The organism is Chamaesiphon sp., assembly GCF_041738855.1.
Classification (GTDB): domain Bacteria; phylum Cyanobacteriota; class Cyanobacteriia; order Cyanobacteriales; family Chamaesiphonaceae; genus Chamaesiphon.
Window position 1 is genome coordinate 25,769 of record NZ_JBGSPA010000063.1, and the last position, 18,085, is coordinate 43,853.

Below are 18,085 nucleotides of genomic sequence, written 5' to 3' on the forward strand. Positions count from 1 at the left end.
ATTACTTAATCTCCAGCATACAAACAGTTTTACCAGTCTTTTTCAGCCCTTTGCGGATACACTCTTCTACCGATCTATTGCCAGACACAAACGCACGACGAAGAATCTTGCCGTCAGTTGTACTCAACCATTCCAGCATCGCACCATCAGAACCTCTGGCTAATCTTAATTGTTGAGGAAAGACTACAAAATATGCCAGCAATGACGTAGCTACCATGCCGAGCGAGAATCCACCCAGACTCCAACATAAACTCAGGAGTCTAGTGTTAATATTCCTGCCGCTACGATCGATTGCTTGTTTGGTTAAGTCTCGATAAGTTTCGCGATCTCGATCGAGTTTTGCAAATAGTTGTTCTTGCCGAACATCAATTTCTGAAGATTCGAGCTGACGTTGTTGCCGTTCCTCCTCAAGTAACACCTGAATTGCTTGAGGCACTGCCGAAGTAACCACATGTAGATACTCGCTAATTTTCTCGATTTGGGCAATCGTCCCTGTGATGTGATAGATCTCATCATCGGTAGATAATTCGCGACTATTAACGAGCTTGTCGATATTAGCTAATGCTTCTTTTCGATCGATCGCATCGAGATAACTAGTAAATGGAGATTTGCTAGAATCGCCACCATTTTTATTTTTAACTGTAACCATTTTATTATTAATATATTAGATCGTTTTTTAATTTGATGATGTTACTTTTGCAGGTCGGTAAGGATCGAAATTCCGAGGTGCTAGAATACTTTGTTTTTTTGAATGAGAAGGCTTGGCTAATTCGCGGATTGAGTTTCTGATCGTGACAATTTGTTTGGAGTTACGCTCGAACATGCAACTAAACTGCATTGCTTCTTCGAGTAAATCTCTTGCTGTGACCTCATCACTAGGATTAGACTCTTTAATTCTGGCAATTGTATCGATGACAATTTGTTCGATTTCTGCACCGACGAACTCAATCGTCTCATCGAGAATGCCTTGCCATTCATATTTATCAAAAACTAGATCGTCTTTGAATCTAGGGTCGAATCGCTTCAGAAACAGTAAGAATAAATTCAGTCGAGATTCGGCATCGGGAGAATCGACCTCCCATACAGCATCAAATCTGCCAGCACGAGTAGCTTCAATGGGCAAGTCTTCAATCCGATTGAGAGTACCGATGACAAAAACTGGAAAGGTTTTATCTTGAAGCCAAGTCAATAGTAGAGATAGGAGGGGTTTATCATCCCTGGTGAATAGTTTCTCGATTTCATCCATGTAAAATATACAGGGAGCGCAAACACGAGCGATTTCTAGTACTCTTGCCATTGCTGTGAGTCCGCCAACCTTAATTTTGTCGATCTCTAGAGATAACATCGGGAAGCCCAAGGCGGAAGCAATCGATCTAGCTGAGTAAGTCTTACCCGTCCCTGGGATGCCAACTAAGAGCCAACCCTTTGGGTAGGGCAGCCCAAGATCGATCGCCTGTTGACTGAATCTAAATTTCAGCTTATCGATCGCCAGAACCAATTCATCCAATCCAGCAATTTCTTTGTATGCTGGAGGCGGATCGTACTTAACCCCCATCAGCGATAGACGAGCGTTGCGATATGTTTCTAAATATAGTTCTGGTTCTGGATGGTCGATCGATTGTTGCAGTGCGAGCTTGAGATCTTGGTAAGATAGCCCCGATGCTAGTCGGAGATTGCGATCGGTTGGCTCAAAGTTGTATTCACCAAATAACTCAGTAATTTCCGCAGCAGTCGGCAGTTTCCAAGTATATTCATAGATAAATCGTGCCAATTCGATCGGCAACTCTGTATCGTCTGTTTGTAATAGCACCAGCCGATACCGATCCTGGCACAGGGAGTAAAGATCGGCGAACTGCTCGTAGATGAGTTGCCGCTCCCACGACGCGAGCGTAGCGACGAAGGTTAAGTAATTATCGAAGATGAAGTTGCCCTCGCTCACGTTACGGATGGCATCGAGTAGCAGCCCAAATGGGGACGCGATCGCATCATTACCGACTGCCACATTCAATCGCCACCGCTGGCAGTCGCTCAAGTGAGTGCTGACAATCCATTCGCGATCGAGTGGATTGCAGCGCACCAAGACGATCCGGTGCTGGGTCATTAGTTGGGTAAGATCTTGTGACATTATCGGCTTTGGGATACTTCGGGTTCTGGGCGCGAGCGTTCGGGAGTGCCGCTACTAGTCGGCACTCGCACGGCTTCTTTCTCGCCACGAGTCGGAACGCTAACGCCTAGAGAGTTAGCAGGGTCAGAAGCTAATTCAGGCGAATCGTTACCGATATTCGGAGTGGAGTTGGACTTGTTAACACTTAGAGCGTTACCCGCAGTAGCAGCTAATTCAGGTGTGTTAACTTTGGTCTTCGACTTGGGCTTGGGTGTACTAACACCTGGAGCGTTACCAGCAGGGGCAGCTAATTCAGGGGAGTTGCCAATATTCGGCATGGGGTTGGGCGCGTTTTCCTGGGTGAGTGGGAGGTATTGAGGATCTTGCGATCGAGCTGCTACTTCAAGTTGTTGGGCTTCTTTAACTAATTGAGAATCGATTCCTCGTGCCGCTAGGACTCGATCGAGTGCTTTAGTCACATTCGGATCGTTAAGTTTGGGATCTGGCATAAAGTTACCGTCTTTATCGAGTTCGCCAACCCGAATGGGTTTGCCACCTTCACTTGGGGTAACAGAGATAGAGCGGGTTCCTTTAGTCGTTTGACGGTTGAGTTTGAATGTTGTCCCCTCAATAGCGATGCTTTTGGAGCTTTTTGGTTTGACTTTCGCAAATTCCGACTTTAACACTCGATCGTAAGTAACACTGGCTATCTGACTGGAATCTACTTCTGTTGTCGGCTCGGCACGATCGAGGGTTTTGGCGATTGCTGACGCAGACGGCAAGCCGTTCGAGGATTGGGGTGAGACTGTAGTAGCCGACCGAGGTGGCTGTGGTACTAATTCAGGTTTGGGATCGGTTCTGGAAACTTTAGCCTCAACATCTGGACTTGCCGCCATGCGTTTAGCATAATTTGTGAGGTCAGTCAGTCCCTTCTCGTCCTTGAGTTTAATACTGCTGAGGAGTTCAGGATCGCGGTCGTAAGCACTGTAAGTTACCACCCCTCGCTCGTCGGTTTCAAAGAGCTTTTTCCCGTCATATTCAATTAGTAGACTCTCTCCTCCTGCAATAGTCGTGCCCTCTTTACCCTCCATCAAATTTAGGATAGCTTGAGCATCTTTTTGGGAGAGAGTCTTTTCAATGAAATTATTATTTGAGTCGTAACCGTATAAAACCTCAGTGCGATTATTTATCTGCTTTGGTCGTTCTAAATCCAATTCGCGCTCCATCCGCGCCACGATATCTGGGAGATCTTTAATTAATCTCGATTCATCTCCTGCAAATCTAATCTTTTCCTGTTTGGCGTACAGTTTAGAATCTTGGGATTGAATACTTATCGCACCGCCTCGATATTTCTCGAAATTATATTTAGTTCCATTTACATCTAGATCGCGCTGCAAGTATTTTCGATCTGGCAGGAGGCTATTTAACCGCTCGATCGATTGTTCTGCCTGTTGCTTAGGGCTGAGATCGGGATTATTAGAATCTTTTCGGGTAACTTTAAATCCAGAATCCATAGTTGCTTCGGGTGAATTTGTACGAGATACTGTAACCGATCCGACAGAAGGGTTTTCGCGAGTTACTTGTAGCGATTTAGCTTTGTTCTTCTCCCGATTAGATAATCGAACTAATGCTGCCATCATATTAGCGAGTGCGCTAGCTCCTACCTGGTTGAGCTGCTGAGATAATCGTTCTGACTGACTATAAATTTCCTGCATCTATTTTCGTGATTTAGAAAGGAGCTTGATGGGGAGTATTTGTCTTGTTATATGCAACCAGAGCGCAAATATCATCAGTTTTAAATGCTCTCGATCGTCCGTCGAGCATTAAATTCGTGGGAATATAATATTTTTTATTGCCTTCAATATCGAAATCGATACTAAAACCTGCTGCATCTAAAGACTGCTCGATATCGCTACCAAAAACACAAAGACGATCGGCACCAGTTATCGGATCTGGTTCGATAAATATATTGCCAATATCTACACTACTATTCCAATCGACAATAGCCTGAACTACTGACGGTGACAAATCGACAAGTTCATCTTTGACAAAATGTGGTGGGATAAAATATAGCTTCTCTGGATCGAACGGCAGACATAAATATTCAGCTAGAGGGTAGTCATAAAAGTAAGAATATCCAGCTCGTTCGACAATATCGATCGCGTATTGTCCCTTTACATACAAAGGTTGTCCGTCATACTTGCCATCATGTACGATCTCTTGTCCGTCGCCATCGCACAGCCAGCCAAAAAATACCTCACATCGCTCGTTAAACTCACTTAGTTCGTTCGTATCCTCAAGTTGTTTGATGTGACTATTGTAAATAGCCATACCGATCGGACATTCTATTAAAGTGCGACTGGCAACTAAATCATGAAAATAGATAGGTCGATCGTTCAAATGGATCGAGATATATGTTTGTGACAATAGCGGATCGCGATCGATATAAAAAGTACTGCCACAATCGAGGGCAAATAGACATTGCTTGTCGGTTCTAACGTAAATTCGATCGTAAGTTGATGCAGCAGTTAGCATAAATTTAAGGTAAGTAAAAATCAGACAGCCGTAAGCCTAATCCCCGCCAACAGCTAAAAATAGTATCTAGAAATTCGCGCCCGTAGCGGCGGGGATGGGCGGCGGCGGTTTCTCGTGCGACGCTTTGTTGTAATCTAAGAGTCTACCGAGATCGGCATAAGTTAGTGTTTTGAGTTCGTCTTTGAGCATTAAATCTGCGGGGATAAGGTATTTTTTCTCCTCTTTAATTTCATACTCAGTTATATCGAAACCAGAAGCTTGAAAACAATTGATGAGATCGCTACCAACAACATGTAATGGATCGAGGTTAGATATCGAATCTTCTGTTAATGCTTCGTTACTTAATGGCAATAGCCGCTCTAAAATTTGCGTGTACCGTAGCAATTCTTGCCTAAAATCGACCTGCGAAGAACAATTGCGTTCGTTAATTATGAATTCTCTAATAGAGTTATAATCTTCGAGCGATCTGTCTTTAAAAGCTTTGCTCTGCTTTGGATCGTAACTAAACTGATGGACAAAAGGGACGCTGACGTTATCTTTGTCTCCCGTCCCTGGAGATTGAATGATACATTTACCTTTTGGAAATTGACCGATAACGTGAGCTTCGATCAGTGGCTTTTTATGTAACTGCTCGTTCTCCGACCGACTGTTACCGCTATTTTTACCAAAGTTATAAGACTTTGAATTCGATTTTAACTCCAGTTCTTCCTCGCCAAAGGCTTGAGAGAGAGCGCGTTCGGTATCGGGGTCGCCTGGGTTAAACCATGCTTTAGTATTGCAATTAGTTAAAAAGCCTCTAGCTCGATCTTTACCGTAGATTGCATCTAATTGACTGAGATATTGTGTCCCGATAATAATCGAAGATCCGTTGTAACGATCGACAGCCAACCATTTTAGAACGATGGGTAAATTCAGTAAATGGAATTCATCAAAACTGATTACCATTGGTTCTTCCCTTCCAGCTCTGAGGTTGTAAGAGACGACTTGGTGAATTGCCATTGCAATCAATGGCACTGTGCTAGCTACATTGTCGGGATCGAGCATAAAGACGACCATCTGCTTGCCATCAACCTTGAGCGGATCTAGAGGATCGAAGCCTGGAAAGGTGGTTTTACCGCAAAATGTCGAGAGATAATTCGGTATCACCAGTGGAGCTAGCATTTTAATGGCTGTGGCTAAAATACTGCCTTCAGGACTATTTTGGCCGTCTTTTTTACCAGTTGCAGTTAAGATTCCAAATTCAGAGTAGATCCAGGGATCGATGGTGTCGCGACCAGCTATCAATCGCTTGGATAGGTTTGATAATTTGAGGATCTGGTTCACCATTAAGATATTGGCAAGCAGCGGATCTCCTTCAATTTTGGCGACCCATTTAGCCAGTAAAAAGGCACCAGATAAAACCGAAGCTCCCGCAGGATCGAAGAATGAGTCCTTCTTCGCGTCTTTTTCGCTGGTATTGTCGATTAGTACTGCTACTCGCTCCCGCGCCCCAGCAACATCTCGCTCGTCTTTAATCGAATCAAAAGTATTGAAAGTGTTGGAAATTCTATCGCCTGGAGCTAGCACCCTGACTTCGTAACCATGTCTGAGAGCCAGCGGAATTAACGTCTCAGATTGACCGCCACGACCTTTGCCATCGAATAGCGCGATCGACATTCCTTGAGCGATTGCCGAATGTAGGCAAGGATTGATGATATTGTCAGTCTTGCCACAACCAGTACCTCCGCAAGTAAATAGCCCGCGATTGATTTCTGGAAACATGATATTCGTACCAGACTTTCGCCCCAAAACCCGATCTGGGGGGCTTACTGGGGCACCAATCGGTTCGGTAATATAGTAAGCAGCATTATCGAACTTCCGTTTGCGGATTGCGCTTTTCGCCAGCTTGCGGCACCGTTGGATCTCGCCTGGGGTCGCCCACCTTGCGGTAGCAGTTTTGCCTTTTTTCCCGTTTCTGCTCTGAATTATACTGAGGATAATAAATAGCAATCCCAGACCAAAAATAGCCAATGTTGAGGGGTCTAACTTCGTCTCCTTGGGCAGTGGCGGGGGAATGAAACTAACTTGGCTTGCAGATTTCATAATCATCGATCGAGTCGTTCAATGGTTGTCGGACATTAAAGCAGCCTTTCTTATTAACAGATGAAAATGGGAACGATTTGTCTGGTAGGTCGATTAACTGCAAAGAATTGGCATATCGATCGCGCTCGTCTACCACCACATGCAGGCAACCCGCTTTCCCACAAGTTTGCGGAAAATTAAACCGATAAATCGTGAACGTGGTTCCGCCGCTTTCGATCTGCGCTGCGAGAATCTTCTTAGCTATTTGTGAGGCAACAAAGCTTTTAGAAGTGTAAACACTGCGATCGATAACTCTCTCTATCTCTTGGGTAGAAGAAATATCCGTTGCGATCGAATAAACACCCTTGGGGGCATGAATTTTATCGCCGATCCAATTTGCTGTGCGAATTGCGATAAAAGACCCACTTATGGCCAGCAGAGACGCTAGTATAAATGTCGATCTGACTCTAACCGAACTTTTCATGAATATCGATCGCAGGTAGTTTTGCTGATGCTCCCCCGTCAGAATATACGTTCAAAGTCGGACTATAGGAGTTCTTAGTAGCACTTCCAAATAGGGCTACTTTGTCAATTCCAACAGCGGATGGAATGGTGGGCGAAATCCTTGGTGATGGTGAAACTGAAGCTATTGAGGGAGTCGAAGGAATTGATGGAACTGATGGAATTGTTGGCGATGGAAACAATTTATTTGCAACGGGCTTAACCTTCATTGGCAGTAGCAGATTAGCTTGCTTCTCATTAGCTGGGAGTGGTAGCGGCAGAGCGAGAAAATAGGGGGTGGCTTGGAATCCGAGAAATGGTAGGGTATAACAATAGCGAAAACTAAGTGTTTGTTGAAACGTCCCAGCTTGGACATTAGGCGATCTAGCAGACCATTTCGAGCCGCAGTCTCCAAAACCGATATATGGGACTTCAAACCCTGAATCCTCTCGAACCCCAGCAGCAGTAAACAAATCTCCGAGCAATCCTTCGCCACCTTTTAGCCGCAATCCAATCGGCGAGATCGTCCCGTTGTAAGGGTTTAAATTGCTATTGGCGGCTACGGCACTTAGCAGTTCGACTGCATCGCAATTTTTACAGGGAGCATTCGGCTCTTTATTACTTCCTGCGGCAACTTTATCGCTATTAGCAACGCTCAATTCTTTTTGCCCAGAGTGAAGGAGATCGAATTTTAATAGCGTTAATCCTGAAGGAATAGCACCAATTTTCACGAATTTATCCCAGGATAATTTAGAAACACCAGGCATATCGGCAACATAGACCGTCTCACCTGGATTGGTGGGATCGAGCGGTGGTTTGCCGATACCAGGATAGTCGCCGTATGGAGTATCGGTAACGCCAAGAAGGTTTGATGTTGGGGTAGAGGCTAGAACTTCAGGGGGTAATGGAGTTTTCCCCAGAGGGCTATTAGCTACATCCGCGACCGATTTGGATGGATCGGCTGCACCCCAACTTGGAAAAACATCACCAACCTTTAACTCAGCGAGCTGGGGATTTGCCGCAACAACTGAGGCAAAGGGCAATTTGCCAAAAAAGGGTAAGGACGTTAATTTTGTGTTGGCAAAGGCATTGGGATCGCCACCTGCATCGGTAGTTGCCGATTGTGGCGAATACTTACTCGCCCCCATCATCGATGCCATCGCACCAGGAACGGCTTTAGGCAACGGCGTACCCTCAGCATACGAAAAGCTAGGAATTTGCGGTATGCGGGGATCGGCAACATAAGTCGCGGCTGTAGTCGTCGGCGGACTATTCGCAAATGTAGCTGTAGACAGAGCCTTTTTAACTGTGCCTAGTTGTTCTTGGCTAAGTTGAGGTACTGTTGTGTCGGCGCGAACTGGCAGCGATAGATAACCGATACTAAATAAAACAGATAGAAAGACATTGCGATAAATCATGTTATATTACCTCCTGAAAAACAGGGAAAATATTGTTTTCTAAAAACAGGTAAACACTCCAACTGCCAGTAATAACGTTGTAAGCAGCCATCAAAATAGTTGAATAAACCGCTACTCTCATCGTGGCTTTGAAAATGGTTTTACGATTTTTGTAAAACCATTGCCCGAAAGATTCCGAGCGATGTTGTCTAAAAGTACGACTTAGCATTTATTTAACTTGTTGTTGATAATTAGGTTTGAAGTAACGCAGCCCCCCGTACAGCCCAGTCATAACTCCAAACAAGGCACCTAAGAAGGTAATTATTACGATCGCTCTCAGAGTGAAGAGTTGGATCTCTTGCCAATTTCTTCGGTTCATTTGGATGAGAATTTATTACTACTTTTACGCTCGGAGATGGGATAGAAAACTCGATTGCCGTTATAAAATTCTGTCATTGGCGCAGCCCCTCCAACGGAGGATCGATAGTTTGGTCGGCTGAGTATCGCGACCGGAGAAAACGTCATCACGCTATCGTCAACCTGTTTGACTTTGACCACATTCACTGTCAGAACGCGCTTTCTGCCCGACCGATCGTTAAGGATGACTTTCAGGGAACCTTCAGGGTAACGACCGCCAGAACGGGCACTAATATTTAGTAGAGAAGCATTGACACATTTATTGTTAGTGCAACCATCTGTAGTAATTACAAATGAATCGCGGAAACGTTCGGGATTGTCAAAAAATATCCGCTCGATTCGGCGATCGGTTGCCGACCAATCGAGTAGCTGTCCGGTGTTTTCCGATACATTGGCAATTACACTTTCTCTTTGTAGCGACACCGTACCAGCCCTAGCCGGAAGACTAGAAAGTAGAAATGAAAGTAGTACTAAAAGTGGAATTTTATTTAATAACATAATCACCTTGGGTAGTCTGTACTGTCATGGGTTGAGCTGGCGCGGACGGATAATTGGGGTTGAGAATTGGGGGTTGTGAAATTACTGCCTGACTTGGAGTTCCTGGGGGTTGAGTTGGAGTAGTCGTAAAATCGGGACTAGTGCTTGGAGGTTGAACTGGAGCGGTGGTGTAATTAAGGTTGGTGAGGGCTGGAGGCTGAGGGGTTGCTGGCTGAGTCGGAGCAGAATAGAAAGGATTGGGCGGAATGACATCCAATCCGCTGGAATTAATGACAGATTGAGTAGACATCGGATTTGGTGGTGTTTCTACAATTAATGAAGTAGCTGAAGCGTCCAAACGAGCGACTTTTGGTGCTGGGGTGGGTGGATAATTTTGGGTCGAACTCGAAGTTTGAGGCGTGTTGTTGTTATCGATTGGGATTTGGAATGTCGCAGCCTGAGCGACATATACACGCATTGGCGTACCAGGCAGCAAGTAGCCGACTTTGCTCATTTTCTGTAATTTGCTAGCGAGACTGTTAGCACGACTGACTTCAGCTTGAGCTTGCGGACTAAAAGCACCCTTAAATACAGCACCTAAAATATTGGGACTGCCGTTATTTTGGGTGGCAATCGTCGTGCCAACTCCGACGCTCACAGAACTGCTATTGCCGCTGTTAATTAGGACATTACCAATTTCAGCCGCGCCACCGAAGATTGCAGCGCGGGTATCCGCTGCCGCAAGTTGCGAACCATTAACTTCTTTGATTTGAGCGAATAGAGGCTGGTTGTCGTTGCCAGTAATGGCAAAGGCTCCAGCGGGAATATCGATCTGAGTATTGCCATAAGTAACTTTTTTCGATACTGCCTGAATCATTCCGTTATCGGCAATCTGCAACTCAAATTCGATCGCGGTGCCGACGGGTAGATGCCAGCCACTACCGACCTCGATCGCTTTGTCGATCGTCACTGTTGCTAAAGCTTTGGAACTTTGAGATATCCCTTCCCCATTGCCGATCGATGTGTAAAACGGTGTTACCAGCTTGCCAGAAACTACCTGACCGACTGGTAAGCGCAGAATGGGTGACATTGCGTTGCCTCCAGCAAGAGTGAGTAGTCGATCGGTGGGCTTGGTCGGAGTTGTATCGTTAGGAATACCACCATAATTAGCTAGGGCTGATGCTTGTTCCCAATCTAGTCTTGGTTGTTGGGCGATTGGCTGGGTGGAAGCGATTGCAGGTTTTGGTTGGGCAATCGGCTGGGTTGAAGCGTTGGCGAAGCCTCTCCGGTGGAGAATCGCAGATTTTGGTTGGGTGACTCGTGCGGGTTGCGGGATAACAGTCCGCGTGGAATTAGCGTTGCTTTGACTGCGAAGCGATGCAAGTCTTTGTTGCTCTTTGACTACTCCATTGCGAGCTTCGAGTAGTTCTGAATTCTCCCGTTGGCGAGACTGTCGCAGTGATGCTAGTTGAGTTGTTTCCTGTTGTCGCGACTGGCGTAGGGATGCTAGTTGAGTTAATTCCTGCTGTTTCTGTTGTTGCAGAGAAGCTAATAGAACCTTATCTCGGTCTGAAGACTGCATTTTGTCGATCGGTTTAGTTGCTGTGGTCGCAGCCGGAGGAGTTGCCGATGGAGGAGAGCTGGGGGTTGGGGTTGGACTTGGGGATGAAGCCTTCGCTCGCTCTCCAGCAACTCGTGCTGCATCGGCTTTTTGCTGTTCCATCACCAGCTTAGTTTTCAAATCGGCAACTTCTTTTTGCTGTTCGAGAGTAGATTTAACAGCTTGTTCGCTACTATCTAGAGAATCCGGTTTTTTAGTGACTTGCTGATTTGTGGCACTGCCCAGACCCCATAGCAAGAGCATGGTTCCAACACCTAGAGTACTGAATAGTGCCAATCCTATTAATAAAATCTGAAGTTTTGGATTTTTTTCTGGCGGCTGCGAGTCTTCTTCTAGATCTGCCGCACTAGCAGGTTTAGGTTGCGATTCTTGGGATAAATCGCCAACTTTCGGCAGCTCGATTCCCATTCTTTGAGATACTTCTTCAAGTACTAACTTTTGGTTTGACATATAAATATTCCTGGATTTTGTGAGATTAATCTTATTTAATATTTGTAATTGAGATAACTTCTAGCCCCTCAGCACGAGCGATTTGAGCGGCTTTCGCAATTCCGATATCTTCATATTTGCGAGTGACTTCCGATAATAGTGGTGGTGGTATAGCCCTAACGGTCATCTCGACGTTAATGTTTAATTTTGTCGGCTGCTCGTTGCTACTATTGACAATTAGTTGAGTGCCAGCAACTTTGACCTTCCATTTCCCAGAGCCTAAAGATTCTGGTTCGCTAACTTGCTCGATAATGTATGCAGTTTGCACCGAACTATTACCACTTCCTCGCACGATCGATTGGAGTTCTCCCAATTGTTTGCGATAACTATTCGCAAATTCTGGTTCTAAGGCGAGAGTATAGCGATATGCAGTAGTTGGAATTTTTCTTCCGCCTTCGACAGATATACCAGGATCGGGAATATTCCCTTTTTCTGGTAACGTGTTTCGCCAAGTGTAAATACCGCTCATGGTTTTTTGAGCGAAGAACTTAATCAGCGTTGGCGATCGATCGATTCCTGTAAAAAATTCAAGTGTTTCTGTCTCTCCATTACCACGAGTAATGAAAGTTGGCATCGATCGCGAGATGGCCGCAAATAACATGCCGACAATAGCTACTCCGAAAAAAATATTGACAAAGAGTAAGCCGATTGTGGCAATCTTCCACCCAGTAATAATATTTTTTGAGCGGATTGTTTCCGAGTTATCTACAATATATTCCTCTTGCGTATCATCTCTCGAATCGTGGAGAACTAGCACCGATGAAGATTCATCTTTTTGTGGAGTAAAATTTGATATTTGTCTGACTTTCATTGTTTTACAATAGAGTGACAATCCGACGGCAGAAACTATAATTATTTTTTAGGAATCATCTTGGATGGTGCTACAAGTCCGATGAGATCGGTTGTAAGTTGAGCCATTAGCGCGTAGATACCCGCGCCTCCACCCTTGGCAATTACTCCAGCAATTATCGGTGCGCCGATCGCATAGCCAAGTTGCAAGCTATAGGCTGGCTGGCTTCCTGATGTATTTGCATTGATAAAACCCATCATTGCACCCAAGATAGTTAATGAGAACTTGAAAATACCTAATCCCCACAATGAAGCAAACCAAATTTCAAGTGGTTTGGTATTCATAAAAGAGAATGCAAGTGGAATCGGCAAAGCCAAAATTGACAGGATGAAACCTTCATCAGCTATTTCACCAATCATCACAGACCAGCCATCTAAGATTGCCCCAACCAACCAATCGCGCAACCATTTATCTGGATCATTTGCAAATTTAACAAATTGATTCCAGACGCTGTTATAGTCATACGAATCGACGAGACTATTCATTTTGGCTTCTGTATCGGCTAATTCTGTGACAAGTTCGGGATTCGCTACCGATAGTTTAGCTGCGACAACCATCGTCTTTACATCTTTAGTACACTGGACGTATGCTGGATTTGGAATTACATTTCCTGGCTTGGCGGGATCTGGATCGGCGATAGTCTTGGGTAACTTGATGCAGACTTGCATTTGATTACTGATCGCCTTAACAGTTTCATTATCGGTTTTGATCCCCGCAAGTTCGGCATTGACACTACCTAGCAATTTTGTATTGGTGGCGATCGAACTATCGATACCTCTAATCAGGGCATAGTTACCGATCGCAAATACACGCGCTCCATAAGCATTTCCTACGAACATAAATGTGATGAGCAGGAGCGTTAAAATCCTCAGTAGATGATTTTTAAGGTTGTCGAAAGATAAATCGGGGATAATTGGCACTAGCCAAAACAAGACCCCAACTCCGGCAATAACTTTGCATGGTTCTACTATTGCCATCCAGAAAGTATCGGTGAAAGATGCTGCATTACCAGTAATGAGAATGCTAATTATTTTAAATAGTGCCTGTTCGTACTCACTCGCAATTACAGCAGGATCGGTTGAGGCTAGGATTGTAGTGTGAAGAATATCGGCAAACAAAATAGCTCTGCTCCCTGTAATAAAAGACTGTCTATCGATTTAAGATATTTGCATTTGCTACGTGCAAATATCTCAAAAATCGAACACTATGAATTAGATCCAACAAATATTACTTGAAGCGCACAACCGAGCGCGAGCTTTGATTTTGTTAGCTTCAAGATAAGTCGCTCTCAGCGAATCCATGTCTGCTTCAACTCGTTTTTGCTCGTCCTCAGCAATACTCCGTTGTTGTACCAGAGCGTTGTGCTTGGCTTGATTTTCTCCTTGGGATAGGCTGGCAAGCCCAAGGGTGTTAGCTGTGGCACCCATGATTAGACTTTGGGAGAGCATATTGTTCATCGCGCCCATCCGGTTAAAACTGCTTCCTGCTTTAGCACTAAGATCGGCTTGAGCGGCACCTGTCGCCAATGTTGAATTATTGGCATCGCCAGTCGCACTCATAATCGAGGAAACTGCTTTGTTGGTGTTTTGGCGATTAGCTTCGGCAACACTAGCTCCAGATTTAGATTTAGCTAAATCCAATTGAGCGATAACGGCTTTGGTGTCGAGTCCTTTTCCGTTGAGGATGTTACTCGCCTGATAAGCAATCATTTTGCCTGTGGGATCGTCGGTTTTGACGCTGCCATCGGGATTTAATGGTTGGATTTGACCTGCGGAATCTAGTCCCCAAGCACCAAAATTAATCCCGATCCCAGTACCACCATTCATCCCCGTTGCAACTTGTCCGATTTGTGCCAAGGTAGGTTGCTGACCTGCTAGTACGCTTTGAGCGATCGGTGCGTATTTCGACGCAGTTGTTAGAGCTGAGGCGATATTTGGATCTAGCCCTGGAAAGGCACTAACGATCCCACTAAAGACGTTAGAAAGATTGCCAGGATTGGATAAGATCGACTGAATACCTTGGGGATTGAATGTGGGATTTGCTGTTGGGTCGGTGGGATTTGCCGTGGGTGTATCGCCTGGAGCGACCGAGGATGGAAGTGGATTGGCTGTTCCACCAAGAGTTGCTGCCTCAGCTCCGAGTGGGAGTAAGCTCATCAGAAAGCCGGACATGAATGCGATCGTCAGTAATAAGGGATATTTTTTCATAATCTTCCTCTCAATGAGTAATAAGGGTTAGTTCGTCGATCCGACCGTTAGTGGCTGCGGCGCGAGCTTTGCGCTCTTGCTGCTCGTCGATATTGTTGGCTGTCAGAGCCACCAACGAGGGCGGGAGGTAAATCCGCGCGGGAGTAAACAGATCGTCTATTTTGAGCAGCCACTGGCTTGAGCAAGTGGCTTTATCAGGCTCAAAATCTTTTCTGGCATTATTCGATGCCAATGCTTCGGGGACTCCGAGCAAGTCGGGATTGCAATATTCAGAGAGACTGTCACCAATTCTGCCGATGAGATGGTATGAAAGTGCGTCCTTAATTTTCTTCCCACCCGCGCTATTAAAGACGCTACTTGGCTCCTGTGCGGCAATCATCAAGCGCATTCCGGCTTTGAGTCCGTTTGCTGCTACCCGCCCGACGCAGAGTGAGAGCGGAGCGAGATCGAAGGTAATCGAGGCTTCGTCGATGAATAACAGAGAACCTTTGGCACTTGCAGCAGCAATCGCTCGCCGCATCGCTGCTGCGTACATAATCGTGCCGAAGACAGCAGCATCATCGTTGTTACTAACCCCACGCATAGCGATCGTCATTAACGGACTATCGAGCTTGACGGAACTGGGTGAATCGATCGTTTTGCCATAAGAGCCATCGATCCAGCGTTGTAATTGCAATTGGATCGTGCCGAGGGTCTGAATGTCATCGGCTGTTGCCTCCTTGGGATTTATCCGCTCGATCGTGCAAAACCTCTTGAAGTCTGAGAGGATGGGATAATCTTGCCAAGCTGTAGAGCCAATCCCCCCGTTGATAGCTCGTTCGTACCGGATTAAGATCCGCTCGTCTTTGAAGAAGTTTTTCAGAGCGGTTGTCAGCATCGAAATTACCTTACTGCTACTTACGCCCTTTAGTTCGCCCTTCCATCCCAAAACCATTGAAGTCAGAATTTGGAGAATGAACTCTTCATTCTGCCTTTTCATGTCCTCGCGAGTCTCTGGATCGATATCTTCAGCGATGAGAGGAGTCTCGAAGAAATTAATGGAGTCGTTAAAGACATCGATATACGCCCCGTTCATGTGTTCGGTAAAAGCCTTGAACGAACTCGCCTCTTTTGTCGGCGGTTGGTCTAAGATCGTGACTGGAATTTCTTGACTCAGTGCTTTGTGAATGTTAAACGCTGCGAGTAAGGTTTTACCAGATCGCGTTTTACCCCAAATGGCGGTGTGTCCCATGTGGGTGAAGGGATCGAAATAGACGGGCGAACCTCCTTTGTTAGCAATAAATTCAATGCCAGATTTATGAGCGTTAACTGTCGTTACCAATGGAAAATAGGCAGCCACGATTTCGGGGCGTTCGCGATCGCGCCTGTCGCGGACATCCACCAGCATCGACTTGGCATAAAATGGAAGTGACGATACCCACAGCGAATCAGCAGTATCTACTTCGAGTAATACAATTGCTGGCGATCGAAAATGCGAGCAAAAGTCACGGGCGGCAAAGTGCATCTGCTCTAAAGTTTCTCTGTAAACAAACATACAGAGCGAAAATTCGACACTCGTATCGCCACCGATTAACATCCGCTCGGTTTCAAGGGCTTCTTTCAGCTCCTCGTCTGCCAAAACGTCAACTTGTCCTTTTTCCTCTGTTTCTCTCTTGCGGTAGTGATTCTGGCGGATGAGTTGTTGGTTGTTGTAGCGAACGCCGAACTCTTCGGGACGCGATAGCTCTAGCACGATTCGATAATCGTAAGCCGAGCTAACTGCCATTAAATTTGATAGATAATGCAGTTGAACTTCTTGATACGACTCATTACCCGCTTCTTCAAAGACTTTGGGTTGGAGTTTCAGCAGCAGACTACCGACGTATCGACGATCGACTTTGATGTGGTCGCGATTGGAAGATGGTACCGCAGAGGGATAGCGCATCATTACGGTAGTTGGATGCAGTTGCGTCCGCACGTTTTCGCCAATCGTGCCTTTTTGGAGATTGAATTCGATTAGTTGTGGTGCTGGTTCTGGTTTGAGTCCTTCTACCCGATCGTTAAACCGATTTAGTTCCTTCCAGCAATGCTGCCAAACTTCCTCACCAGACAGGGGAGTGGCTTTTAGTTGAAGTTTATCTCTAAATAAATTAGACCACTCAAAAAAGCCCTGATCGTAAGCATTTAGGAGAATCGCATCGATCGTTTGTTGGCGAACTTCCTCGATCGAACCCGATAGTCTTTGATACCAAAGAGTGCTAAATTTGATAACTTTCTCGATAAGCTTTTGCTCTCGCGCTCCTAAGTTCGGGGTAAAAGTGCCCATCAAAAATACTTTGTGGGGGCGACGTTGACCGCTAGTGTCGAGATTTTGTAAAATTAGCATTTCCTCAGCGATTAAGGGCTGAGATTGAGGCGATGCCGTTTCAAATTGAGCGATTAATTCATTCAGGCGGTTAGTACGATCTGAGAATGATTGAAATTCAACCCGCAACTTCTCGCCGATCGGTAATTCGTGCCCTAGAGATGCGATCGAGTTAACGATCGATCTAGCCGCCACTTCGCCAAAATCATCATGAATGCCTGGGCATTCCCAAATAAATCGCAATTTATATTCTGGAAAGTCTACTTTATCACTGGCGTTCATTAATAAAGCACCAACTTGAGTACCATTTGGCAAGGTATAGTTGATGATACTTTGTAAATGTGTTGAGGTTTCCAGCGGGTAGAGCAGCTTCTTTTTTTTGCCCAAACCTTCATGCTTTATTTTTCTGAGTTCTCGCTTTGGTTTTTGGGATTTACTGCTTTCCTTATTTTTCATAACCGATAAATAAATTAAAGGATTTAAAACAGACGAAAACCTAACACTGAGATTAATTTATAGTCGTTACTTTTTTTTAATTAAACGAGCTATCAACTGAGGAGTTAAGTCTGAGAGTGGCGATTTCCCCAAGGGAACGCTAGGCGAACGATAATTCAGGCATCCTCTAGTGTAATTTTTTGGTTCCCTGTTTCTGGCTAGTACGTCTGCCATTCCGTCTTTTAGGGAAAGTATGGCTGTGAAAAATAAAGTAACGAAAATTGCTGTAACGATATTACCAGGAACCTTCAAGTAGCCTAGAAATAGACAGAAAACAACGATTAATGCCAAAACTATTGCGACATCGCGAGGAATGCCCATCATCTTCGCTCTGCGTCTTAATGCTCTATTGACTTCGATTCGCGTTTTTCTTTCCATATAATTATGTAAAACCGTTACAGCTCTTAGATATTTAATTGAATTAAGCACCAGTAAATATAAAGTTGATAATTCTATCTGTCGCAATGACGAGAATTACCAGGACGATGATATTTAACATCGGTTTAACTATCCCAGAAAAGTTTTCTCGATCGTATTCCTGGTATCCCAGATAAGCTTGCCAGATGACAATACCACCGACCATCAGC

The 18,085-nt window shown here is 45.1% G+C and carries 14 protein-coding genes; all 14 read right to left on the minus strand.

The window, feature by feature from the left end:
* Position 1 precedes the first annotated feature (1 nt).
* On the minus strand, positions 2-649 hold the full coding sequence (locus ACEW9I_RS06550) for a hypothetical protein (RefSeq protein ID WP_373539547.1): 648 nt from the start codon (positions 647-649) through the stop codon (positions 2-4).
* A 27-nt stretch (positions 650-676) separates the two neighbouring features.
* Positions 677-2,125, minus strand: coding sequence for an ATP-binding protein (locus ACEW9I_RS06555; RefSeq protein WP_373539548.1), 1,449 nt, complete (start codon positions 2,123-2,125; stop codon positions 677-679).
* Positions 2,125-3,819 carry a hypothetical protein gene (locus ACEW9I_RS06560; RefSeq protein WP_373539549.1) on the minus strand — a complete coding sequence of 565 codons (1,695 nt, stop codon included), beginning with the start codon at positions 3,817-3,819 and terminating at the stop codon, positions 2,125-2,127. Before ACEW9I_RS06560 ends, ACEW9I_RS06555 begins: the two co-directional genes overlap by 1 nt.
* Positions 3,820-3,832: 13 nt before the next feature.
* Entirely contained in the window at positions 3,833-4,639 is an 807-nt protein-coding gene (locus ACEW9I_RS06565) for a hypothetical protein (protein WP_373539550.1), read from the minus strand.
* A 66-nt stretch (positions 4,640-4,705) separates the two neighbouring features.
* Positions 4,706-6,721, minus strand: a complete 2,016-nt coding sequence (locus ACEW9I_RS06570) for a type IV secretory system conjugative DNA transfer family protein (RefSeq protein ID WP_373539551.1) — start codon at positions 6,719-6,721, stop codon at positions 4,706-4,708.
* Positions 6,699-7,184, minus strand: a complete 486-nt coding sequence (locus tag ACEW9I_RS06575) for a hypothetical protein (RefSeq protein ID WP_373539552.1) — start codon at positions 7,182-7,184, stop codon at positions 6,699-6,701. Before ACEW9I_RS06575 ends, ACEW9I_RS06570 begins: the two co-directional genes overlap by 23 nt.
* Entirely contained in the window at positions 7,168-8,619 is a 1,452-nt protein-coding gene (locus ACEW9I_RS06580; RefSeq protein ID WP_373539553.1) for a hypothetical protein, read from the minus strand. The genes ACEW9I_RS06575 and ACEW9I_RS06580 overlap by 17 nt, the downstream gene beginning before the upstream one ends.
* Before the next feature lie 208 nt (positions 8,620-8,827).
* On the minus strand, positions 8,828-8,977 hold the full coding sequence (locus ACEW9I_RS06585) for a hypothetical protein (RefSeq protein ID WP_373539554.1): 150 nt from the start codon (positions 8,975-8,977) through the stop codon (positions 8,828-8,830).
* Positions 8,974-9,513, minus strand: coding sequence for a hypothetical protein (locus ACEW9I_RS06590; protein ID WP_373539555.1), 540 nt, complete (start codon positions 9,511-9,513; stop codon positions 8,974-8,976). Before ACEW9I_RS06590 ends, ACEW9I_RS06585 begins: the two co-directional genes overlap by 4 nt.
* Positions 9,500-11,563, minus strand: a complete 2,064-nt coding sequence (locus ACEW9I_RS06595) for a hypothetical protein (RefSeq protein WP_373539556.1) — start codon at positions 11,561-11,563, stop codon at positions 9,500-9,502. The genes ACEW9I_RS06590 and ACEW9I_RS06595 overlap by 14 nt, the downstream gene beginning before the upstream one ends.
* Before the next feature lie 31 nt (positions 11,564-11,594).
* Positions 11,595-12,176 carry a hypothetical protein gene (locus ACEW9I_RS06600; protein WP_373539557.1) on the minus strand — a complete coding sequence of 194 codons (582 nt, stop codon included), beginning with the start codon at positions 12,174-12,176 and terminating at the stop codon, positions 11,595-11,597.
* Between the two features lie 278 nt (positions 12,177-12,454).
* The gene (locus ACEW9I_RS06605) at positions 12,455-13,570 is read right to left on the minus strand and encodes a hypothetical protein (RefSeq protein ID WP_373539558.1); all 1,116 of its coding nucleotides are present in this window, start codon (positions 13,568-13,570) and stop codon (positions 12,455-12,457) included.
* A 93-nt stretch (positions 13,571-13,663) separates the two neighbouring features.
* Positions 13,664-14,659, minus strand: coding sequence for a hypothetical protein (locus tag ACEW9I_RS06610; RefSeq protein ID WP_373539559.1), 996 nt, complete (start codon positions 14,657-14,659; stop codon positions 13,664-13,666).
* A gap of 10 nt (positions 14,660-14,669) precedes the next feature.
* The gene (locus ACEW9I_RS06615) at positions 14,670-17,459 is read right to left on the minus strand and encodes a hypothetical protein (RefSeq protein WP_373539560.1); all 2,790 of its coding nucleotides are present in this window, start codon (positions 17,457-17,459) and stop codon (positions 14,670-14,672) included.
* Positions 17,460-18,085: the final 626 nt, after the last annotated feature.

Excerpts from the sequence above, each read along its gene's own strand:
- ACEW9I_RS06550 (WP_373539547.1), bottom strand. The coding sequence starts at position 649 with ATGGTTACAGTTAAAAATAAAAATGGTGGCGATTCTAGCAAATCTCCA.
- ACEW9I_RS06555 (WP_373539548.1), bottom strand. The coding sequence starts at position 2,125 with ATGTCACAAGATCTTACCCAACTAATGACCCAGCACCGGATCGTCTTG.
- ACEW9I_RS06560 (WP_373539549.1), bottom strand. The coding sequence starts at position 3,819 with ATGCAGGAAATTTATAGTCAGTCAGAACGATTATCTCAGCAGCTCAAC.
- ACEW9I_RS06565 (WP_373539550.1), bottom strand. The coding sequence starts at position 4,639 with ATGCTAACTGCTGCATCAACTTACGATCGAATTTACGTTAGAACCGAC.
- ACEW9I_RS06570 (WP_373539551.1), bottom strand. The coding sequence starts at position 6,721 with ATGAAATCTGCAAGCCAAGTTAGTTTCATTCCCCCGCCACTGCCCAAG.
- ACEW9I_RS06575 (WP_373539552.1), bottom strand. The coding sequence starts at position 7,184 with ATGAAAAGTTCGGTTAGAGTCAGATCGACATTTATACTAGCGTCTCTG.
- ACEW9I_RS06580 (WP_373539553.1), bottom strand. The coding sequence starts at position 8,619 with ATGATTTATCGCAATGTCTTTCTATCTGTTTTATTTAGTATCGGTTAT.
- ACEW9I_RS06585 (WP_373539554.1), bottom strand. The coding sequence starts at position 8,977 with ATGAACCGAAGAAATTGGCAAGAGATCCAACTCTTCACTCTGAGAGCG.
- ACEW9I_RS06590 (WP_373539555.1), bottom strand. The coding sequence starts at position 9,513 with ATGTTATTAAATAAAATTCCACTTTTAGTACTACTTTCATTTCTACTT.
- ACEW9I_RS06595 (WP_373539556.1), bottom strand. The coding sequence starts at position 11,563 with ATGTCAAACCAAAAGTTAGTACTTGAAGAAGTATCTCAAAGAATGGGA.
- ACEW9I_RS06600 (WP_373539557.1), bottom strand. The coding sequence starts at position 12,176 with ATGCCAACTTTCATTACTCGTGGTAATGGAGAGACAGAAACACTTGAA.
- ACEW9I_RS06610 (WP_373539559.1), bottom strand. The coding sequence starts at position 14,659 with ATGAAAAAATATCCCTTATTACTGACGATCGCATTCATGTCCGGCTTT.
- ACEW9I_RS06615 (WP_373539560.1), bottom strand. The coding sequence starts at position 17,459 with ATGAAAAATAAGGAAAGCAGTAAATCCCAAAAACCAAAGCGAGAACTC.